This is a genomic window from Noviherbaspirillum sp. (assembly GCF_035944575.1).
Classification (GTDB): Bacteria; Pseudomonadota; Gammaproteobacteria; order Burkholderiales; family Burkholderiaceae_D; genus Noviherbaspirillum.
In genome coordinates, this window is record NZ_DASZBA010000139.1 from 1 (window position 1) to 7986 (window position 7986).

General features: G+C 62.5%; 8 protein-coding genes. 3 read left to right on the forward strand and 5 right to left on the reverse strand.

Going from position 1 to position 7986, the window contains the following annotated elements; all coding sequences use genetic code 11:
• From VGU61_RS09530 to VGU61_RS09540, 3 genes are all read right to left on the reverse strand, one after another.
• Positions 1–221 (reverse strand): SDR family NAD(P)-dependent oxidoreductase (locus VGU61_RS09530; RefSeq protein ID WP_326858879.1); only part of this gene is annotated, 221 nt, incomplete at its 3' end.
• Positions 222–345: 124 nt separating this feature from the next.
• Positions 346–1383 carry a GlxA family transcriptional regulator gene (locus VGU61_RS09535; protein WP_326858880.1) on the reverse strand — a complete coding sequence of 346 codons (1038 nt, stop codon included), beginning with the start codon at positions 1381–1383 and terminating at the stop codon, positions 346–348.
• Positions 1313–1975, reverse strand: a complete 663-nt coding sequence (locus VGU61_RS09540; RefSeq protein ID WP_326858881.1) for a DJ-1/PfpI family protein — start codon at positions 1973–1975, stop codon at positions 1313–1315. Before VGU61_RS09540 ends, VGU61_RS09535 begins: the two co-directional genes overlap by 71 nt.
• 235 nt (positions 1976–2210) lie before the next feature.
• Between VGU61_RS09540 and VGU61_RS09545 the strand changes: the two genes are divergently transcribed.
• From VGU61_RS09545 to VGU61_RS09555, 3 genes are all read left to right on the forward strand, one after another.
• The gene (locus VGU61_RS09545; protein WP_326858882.1) at positions 2211–2615 is read left to right on the forward strand and encodes a hypothetical protein; all 405 of its coding nucleotides are present in this window, start codon (positions 2211–2213) and stop codon (positions 2613–2615) included.
• Between the two features lie 66 nt (positions 2616–2681).
• Positions 2682–3359, forward strand: coding sequence for a hypothetical protein (locus VGU61_RS09550; RefSeq protein ID WP_326858883.1), 678 nt, complete (start codon positions 2682–2684; stop codon positions 3357–3359).
• Positions 3337–3708: a hypothetical protein gene (locus tag VGU61_RS09555; RefSeq protein WP_326858884.1), complete on the forward strand. Its 372-nt coding sequence runs from the start codon at positions 3337–3339 to the stop codon at positions 3706–3708. Before VGU61_RS09550 ends, VGU61_RS09555 begins: the two co-directional genes overlap by 23 nt.
• 32 nt (positions 3709–3740) lie before the next feature.
• Here VGU61_RS09555 and VGU61_RS09560 read toward each other — a convergent pair whose 3' ends face one another.
• Together VGU61_RS09560 and VGU61_RS09565 are read right to left on the reverse strand one after the other, a co-directional pair.
• Positions 3741–5348 (reverse strand): diguanylate cyclase, encoded by a 1608-nt coding sequence (locus tag VGU61_RS09560; RefSeq protein WP_326858885.1) that lies wholly within the window; start codon positions 5346–5348, stop codon positions 3741–3743.
• Between the two features lie 101 nt (positions 5349–5449).
• On the reverse strand, positions 5450–7986 hold a 2537-nt coding region (locus VGU61_RS09565; RefSeq protein WP_326858886.1), incomplete at its 5' end, for a bifunctional diguanylate cyclase/phosphodiesterase.

A 7986-nucleotide genomic window follows, 5' to 3' on the forward strand; every position in this document is an offset into this window, starting at 1 on the left:
ACATCGTCTTCGATACCCACATCGGCCGTCACCCAGGTCACGTCCGCCCCCTTGCCGGTCAGCTCCCGCGCCAGCAGCTTCAATACTTCTTCATTGCGTGCCGCCAGCACCAGCCTGGCACCGCGGGCCGCCGCCTTGCGCGCGGTGACGAGGCCGATGCCGCTGGTGGCGCCGGTCAGCACGATGACCTGGTCGGCAATTCTTTTCAAGCGTGGTTTCATGAAGGTCCCTTGGAAAAATCGTGGCGCGATCGGTGCGCCTTATCCAATCGACCAGTAATCTTGCATAGGGTTCACATGCCGGCCGGGAGTCGCCGGCCCGGTTTTCCAGGAAGAAAAAGATGGGCTAGGCGGCAATCGGTTCATCGCCGCCATCCTGCCCGATGGCGCGGTACTGGCTCGGCGACGTGTGTTCGAACTTTCTCCAGATACGCCGCAACTGGCGGGTGGAGTTGAAGCCCGACTGTTCGGCCACCCGCTCGATATCCAGCCGGGATTGCGCCAGCAGCTCCCGCGCGAGGCTGATGCGGATGCGCTGCAGATAATCGACGATGCCGGTGCCGGCATGTTCGCGGAAGAGCCGGTTCAGGTGGCGCTCGCTGGTGCAGGCGATCTGCGCCAGCGCGGCGACGGTCCAGTCGCGGGCCGGGTTCTCGATGATGGCATCCTGCACCCGGTGCACCGCGGGATGCATGTGATTGCGAAATGCCAGCCAGGGCGACAGTTGCGGGTCGTTGCCGGCCCGGCGCAGGTAGATGACCATCTTGTGGGCGACGATGGCGCTGATGCGGTGACCGGCCACCCGTGCCACCATGTGCAGGGAGAGATCGATGCCGGCCGTCACGCCGGCGCTCGTGCAGGCCATGCCGTCTTCGACGAAGATGCGGTTTTCCACCACATGCGCACGCGGCGCGAGACGGCGCAAGGCGTCGTAGTGATTGTGGTGTGTGGTGCACTGGCGGCCGTCCAGCAGTCCGGCATGGCCGGCCAGCAGCGCGCCGGTGCAGATGCATAGCATCCGGTGCCGCGGCGTGACATGCTTGCGCAGCCATTCGATCGTGCGCCGGGCGGCCGGCGAGCTGAAATCATCATCCAGGCCGGTGCACCCGACCAGTACCACGATCGCCTCCGCCGGCAGATCCGGCGGCAAGGGCTTGAATCCGGTGAGGTGGAGCCCGATCGAGGTGTCGATGCGGTTTTCCGCGCTGATGTAATGCAGGGCGAACAGCGGCGGCGTGCCCTCCACCTCGGCGGTCCGGTTGGCGTAGCGGAATACCTCCGCCGGACCGACCAGGTCCAGCGCCAGCGTGCGCTCACGCAGCAGAAAATAGACCGGCATCGGCGCGTGGCGGCCGTTCATCGAGAGAGTGTTCGCAGTAGCCATCCGAATTCCATTCAATTTCCATCTGCCGCGCGGTGGCCTGCGCAAGCGGGCGGCCGGCGAGCCGTTCCACCAGGTGCAGGCTCATGTCGATACCGGCTGAAATGCCGGCGGAAGTCACGACTCTACCGCAGTCGATCCAGGGCGTGTCGGCCCGTACCTGCGTGCGGACGAAGCGTTGCCGCAGCGCGTCCTGGTCTTCCCGGTGGGTGGTGGCCGGCAAGCCGTCCAGAAGGCCCGCCTCGCCGAGCAGGAACGCGCCGGTGCAGACCGAGGCGGTGATCTCGCACCGCGCCGCCTGCGCACGAATCCAGGCGATCAACGCCGGGTCCGCCATCGCCTTGCCGACATCGCCGCCGGGCACGATCAGGAGGTCGAGGTCGGCCGCCGGCGGCAGCACGCAATCGGGCAATACCTTCATGCCGCCGCGGGCGCGGATCGGCTTCATCCCGGCCGATACCAGGAAGCACCGGAACAGCGCCGGATCGCCGCCCCGCCGTCCATGCACGCGCGCCGCCGTCGAAAAAACCTCGAACGGGCCGGAAAAGTCGAGTACCTCGACATCGTCAAACATCAATATGCCAATCGCCAGCATCACCTGCTCCTTGGTTAACCGTTATGCGCGACAGATGCGCATGGTCAGGCAAATTGTAGGAAGGGCGCAGCAGCGGCGAAATGCGGGGACGGGACAGGATGCGGACAAAAGCGGACATTTTCTGCGGGAGGCCGGATGAACCGGCAGAAGAGGGAACCGGAACTATCGCTCTGTTGCCGTTACTCATGCGGACAATGCCCATCCACCGCGTCAACCAACAGAATGAGGAAGCATCATGCGTAACTTGGTGTCCCCTACCAGCCTGCATTACTCCCGGCTTCCGCAGCCGGATTCGCCGCCTGCTGAAGCCGCATCGGCTTCACAGTCGACGCCGTCAACGGCTTCCTCGTCGCCGACCCGGCGCAGGAGCATGCTGAGCGGTGGTCTCAATCCCGCCAGGCTGGCCGGCCAATTCAAGAATCTGATGAAAGACAGTCTGCCGAACCTCAAGATTCATATGCGCGGCCAAACCGATCGAATTGCCCGGCAACTGGTCGAAATGACGCCAAGCGGCTCCCAGGCGCCAGATGCGCCCGGAGTGAAACAGCTTGCTTCGAACATGCGGAAAAATATGACGAAGGAAGAGCGCCGCAGTTTGAAGAGGAACCTGAAACAGCTGGCCGGTCCCGAGAATGGGTAGGCCGCAGCCGTGCTTGCCGGACTGCGCGATGCCATCCTCCACGGCGGGCAACCAGGCGAGTCATTAATGGCGACAAGGTTAAACGAACTGCAAAGCCTGGCAGCCAAGCAGAAAGTGGAGAGCGACATCGCCAAAAAGATCGCAAATCTGACCGGCGAGGGCGACAACCGCAGATTGCATTCCATGGCTCAACGCAGACTCGCCGCCTGCAATGCGCTTTCGAACATCGCGGAGCAGGAGCTCGCCTGCCGCGGCTTATTGGAAATCCTGACCATGCCAAACCAGGGGCCGGCGTCAATGGATGCGCCAGCACGCCACTTCGATCAACGATTGAACCGATTGACAGCATTCAAGCCAAGAGATTTTGTCCAGGATTGGACAGCCTCGCTGAATTCCATCGTACTGTATCGTGGCCAGGTGGAAGAAAGGATGATCAAGACGACCAGCGAGTCCATCATGAACAAATTCAACGATATTCTAAAAATGAAAGAGAAGCCTCACCTGCAACTCCACAATTTCAAGGAACTTGAAAAGCTGCTCGACGCTGTGCGCAAAGGCATACCTGAAGGAGTGGCAGTACGGGTGAATGTTGATGCCGGTTTGTACGAACACTTTCCGATCCTGACGCTTCCGGAGGAACCGGCCGGCGCAAGCACGCGGACCGGAACCGCGGCGAATACGCCTCGCCGGTCGGGATTCCGCTCATCCGGAGGTAAAGAACATGCAGGCTCGACAAGTGCCTGACCGGCAAGCGGAATTGAAACAGCAGGAACTTGTGGCCAGGATCGAAGCGCTGTTCCGGGAGTCCGCGCAATCGCTGGCAAAACTCTATCGTAGTGCCGATGCCCACCCTGCTCGCCGGCTTGACGGACAGCTCTCCGCCGCCGCGTTGCGGACGCACAATCAATCCTTTGTCGCCAAGCAGCGCATCTTCGAGGAATTCATCATGGCCGCCTATTACAACCGGAACAATCCCGCCTGGGACCCGGCGCGCGCGGAAACGTATTGGAGCGAGCTTGCCGACGACGATCCACTGCGGATACTGCTCGGTCAGCAAGATACCGGAGCGGCGTCCGAATCACTTCCTGAATAGCCTGCCGCACAGACCGCCAGGAGCGGCGTTCGCTAGCGCGCGCTTTCCACCCGGTTGCGGCCGAGGCGCTTGGCCTGCAGCAGGGCGCCGTCGGCGGCTTCGGTCAGACCGGCGGCGGTGTCGACCATCGGATAGCAGGCGACGCCGGCGCTGAAGGTGGCGTAGAGCGCGCCGCCGGGATGTGCATGCGGCAGCGCTGAAAAATCTTCCCGGATGCGCTCGATCACCGACCTGGCCTGCTGCAGGTTCACTTCCGGCAGCGCGATGATGAATTCCTCGCCGCCGTAGCGGCCGATCAGGTCGATCGACCGCAGCCGTCCCTTGAGCAGCCATGCCAGCCCGCGGATGACCTGGTCGCCGACCGGATGGCCGTAGGTGTCGTTGATCGACTTGAAGTGGTCGATGTCGATCATTGCCACCGTCAGCGCACCGTGGGGTTCGGTCTTGCCCACCATGGCCTGCAGGCGCGATTTGGCGGCGGTATGGTTGAGCAGGCCGGTGAGGCCGTCGAGCCGGGTCGAACGGCGGGTCTCGCGGAAGCGCTCGATCCGCGTCTTGACCACCGCCGCCAGCAGCACCGGGTTGAAAGGCTTGATGAGAAACTGGTCGCCGCCGAGGCGCAGCGCCTCGACCTGCATGCCGACATCCGATTCGCCGGACAGGTAGACGATCGGCAGCGAATTGTAGGCAGCCATCTGGCGCAGCACCCGGGTCGCCTCCACGCCATTGAAGCGCGGCATGTACATGTCCATCAGGACAAGGTCGGGGCGGTAGGATTCGAGCGCGTCGAGCAGCTTGCCGGGATCGCTGATGGCTTCGGTGTCGATGTCATGCTCGGCCAGCGTGCGCTGGATCAGCGCCACCGCCACCCGGGAATCCTCCACCACCAGCACCCGGTACTGTTCCTGCTCATGGGTCTGGACGAGGTCGAGGATGCAGTTGAGCACCATCGACGCCTGGTCTTCCGCCGGGATGGTGACGTCGATGCCGGCCCGCATCAGCGCGACGATCGGCTCGATCGCCGCCTGCACGCCGAGATAGAACAACTGGCTTGCCGGGCAGCTCATGCGGATGGTGGCGATGCAGTCGAATTCGGCCGGTTCGGCGCTGGCGTGCGCGGGAATGAACAGCACCGCCAGCGGCTTGTCTTCCGGCAGATGCTGGCCGCCCCAGTCGATCTCGAAAATCCGGAAGCCGAAGAACTGCAACTGGCGTTTCAGCGCATCGGCCATCCCGCGCTTCTCCGGCGCGGAAATCATCCATACCGAACGCGGCTTGATCCAGTCGATATCGGGCGTGCCGGTACTCGGTTCGTCGGTACGCCGCTCCGCCGGTATCAGCCGCGAGCTGGCCACCGATCCGAGCAGGGTATCCATCTGGCGCTGCAGCGCGACGATATCCTGCTGCTTGAGGGGATGGGTGGAGATGTCGCCGAGCTTGGCAAGCGCCGCGTTCTCCAGTCCCTCGCACAGCCGCACCAGCCCGGGCAGGCGCAGGCGGTTGAAGAACTCCGCCAGGGTGTTGACCGCCACCGTGAACTCGATGAACTGCTCGAAGCGGCCTTCCGCCACGTAACGCTCCCATCGCGTCCGCAGCACATACAGGCGGTCTTCAGTTGAATTCGGCGGCAGCAATGTCATGATTTGCTTTGGAAAAATGAGTTCGCATTATCGTGGATCGCCCGTCTGGCAGCAACGCGCAAGCGATATCCTGTTGCGGATCGGTTCAACCCGGCGCGGCGCTATACCACGTGCAGCACCGGGCGCGAGGACGGGAACAGGAAGCGGCGCAGCATCAGTGCCGGGATGTCTTCCGCCGGTACCGGCCTGGAGACGTAATAGCCCTGTATCTCGTTGCAGGACAGCGCCTGCAGCACGCGCAATTGCTCCTCGGTTTCGACGCCTTCGGCGACGACCGTCATGCCCAGCACGTGCGCCATCGACAGGATCGCCATGAAGAACATGTCGCCGTCCTTGCCATTGCACAGCCGTCCGGTGAACTCGCGGTCGATCTTCAGGATGTCCAGGTCAAGGCGCTGCAATTGCGACAGCGATGAATAGCCGGTGCCGAAATCATCCACCAGGAGTTTAATGCCCATGTGCTCCAGCGTTTCGAGTTCCCGTATGGTGTTGCCATCCTCGCCGATCATGCAGGACTCGGTGATTTCGACTTCGAGCAGCGACGAATCGATGTCATGGCGATTCATGCAGGAGGCAAGCCGCTGGGCGATGCGGCCGTGAATTAATTGCAACGCTGATACGTTCACTGACACCGGCACCACCGGCAGCCCTTGTTTCCGCCATTGCGCAAGCTGTGCGCATGCCTTTTCGATGACCATCTCGCCCAGGCGGACGATCAGGCCGGTCTGCTCCGCTATTGGAATGAATTCCTGCGGACCGACGATCCCGCGTTCCGGATGCATCCAGCGCACCAGCGCTTCCATGCCGCGCAGTTCGCCGCTGAAGGTATCCACCCGGGGCTGGTAATGCAGCACGAATTCATCCCGCTCGATGGCCTTGCGCAAAGCCGTTTCGCTGTTCAATCGCTGCATCAGGTTTTCGGCGAACTCGGGCAGGAAGAAGCGGTAGGTTGCCTTGCCGGCGGACTTCGCCGTGTACATGGCGATATCCGCATGCTTGAGCAGCGTTGGCCCGTCCCGGCCGTCCTGCGGATACAGGCTGATGCCGATCGAGCCGCGCACGGTGTGGCTGTTGCCGTCGGCCAGCACGAACGGCTCGCTGAGGGTCTTGATGACACGGTGCGCCACTGGCCGGACATCGTCCGCGCCTTCGATGCGTTCGAGGATGATGGTGAATTCATCGCCGCCGAGGCGGGCGACATTGTCGCCCGGACGGATCACCGATTTCAGGCGCAATGCCGCCGCCTGCAGCAGCGCGTCGCCGGCGGCATGTCCGAGCGTGTCGTTGATGTTCTTGAAATCGTCCAGGTCGACGAACAGCAGTGCCACCATGGTGTTGGAATCCGCCGCTTTCTGCAGTGCCGTCGGCAGGTAATGCGTCAGCCAATGGCGGTTCGGCAGCGTAGTCACGCTATCGGCGTTGGCCAGTTGCGATAGCGCTTCTTCATGCGCCTTGGCTTCGGAAATATCGCGCAGCGTCACGGCCAGCCCGTGGCCCGAACGCACCAGGCGCCGATGTACCCAGGTTGCTTCCAGCGGACTCTCCGGAGACACCTTGAATTCGTCCTCGTAGAAACCGGTTTCCATCGCCCGCCGGAAAATGCTCAGCACTTCCTCGAGATAATCGCTGGGCGGCATGAAGTCCCGGAACTTGGCCCCGATCAGCTGCCTGCGGGTGGTGCCGTAGTAGGTGGCGCCGCGTTCGTTGCAATCTTCCACCTGAAAGTCGATGATGCGCCTCTGGTCGCCATATACCGCACGGACCATGTAAAACCCTTCGCGCGCGCTGTCCGTCGCCAGGCGGTAGGTATTCTTCACTTCTTCGGCCTGGTGTTTCCTCCATGCCAGACGGGATGAAAATGCCATCCCCGTTACGGCGAACAGGAACAGCAGCACGGTGCCGGCGGCGGCCATGTTGCGATAGTCGCGCGCCATCTTTTCGTGGGATGCAAAAGTCTCCTGCTCCGACAGGCCCACGGAGGCGACCAGCGGATAGGCCTGCAGCGCGTGCCAGGCAACGACGCGCGGTTTCTTATCCAGAAAGCTGTCGGACGGGTAGAGCACCGTTCCCGTATCGGACGTAAAGACAGGCTGTGCATGGAAAAGGCTGGTGGTGGATGCCGCCGCGTGTCCGACGCGCAGGGACAGCGGCGTGCCGTCGCGATGGTTGACCGAAAAGTAGTCGCTTTTCTCCATCCGCGATTCATCGGTGATCGACGCAAGGTATTCCGGTTCCAATGCGAGCGACACCACGCCGTCGAATTCGCCGGCCGGCGTGTTGAGCCGGCGGGTGAATCGGATAAGGGTTTTTTCGAGACGGGGCGAAAAGTCCGGCTTGACGATCAATAGTCCCTGGTTCTGTGCAGCCTTGTGTGCCTTGAACCATGGCCGTTCGCTGTAGTCGAGCAGGAAAGGGCGTCCCACCGTGCTGGTGACGAGAGCGCCGTTGCGGTCGAAAATGCTGACGTACAGCTTGTCCGACCGTGGATACAGGCCGTAACGATACTGATCGTCGAGCCGCAGGCCGTGGTGCGAGGTCTCCCAATAGTATTTGATGCTGAGGGTAATCTGGTCGAGCTGCTCGGCGGCCCGTGCGAGACGCTCCGCATGCATCTTCGAAAGGGAGTCCGCCCGGGCTT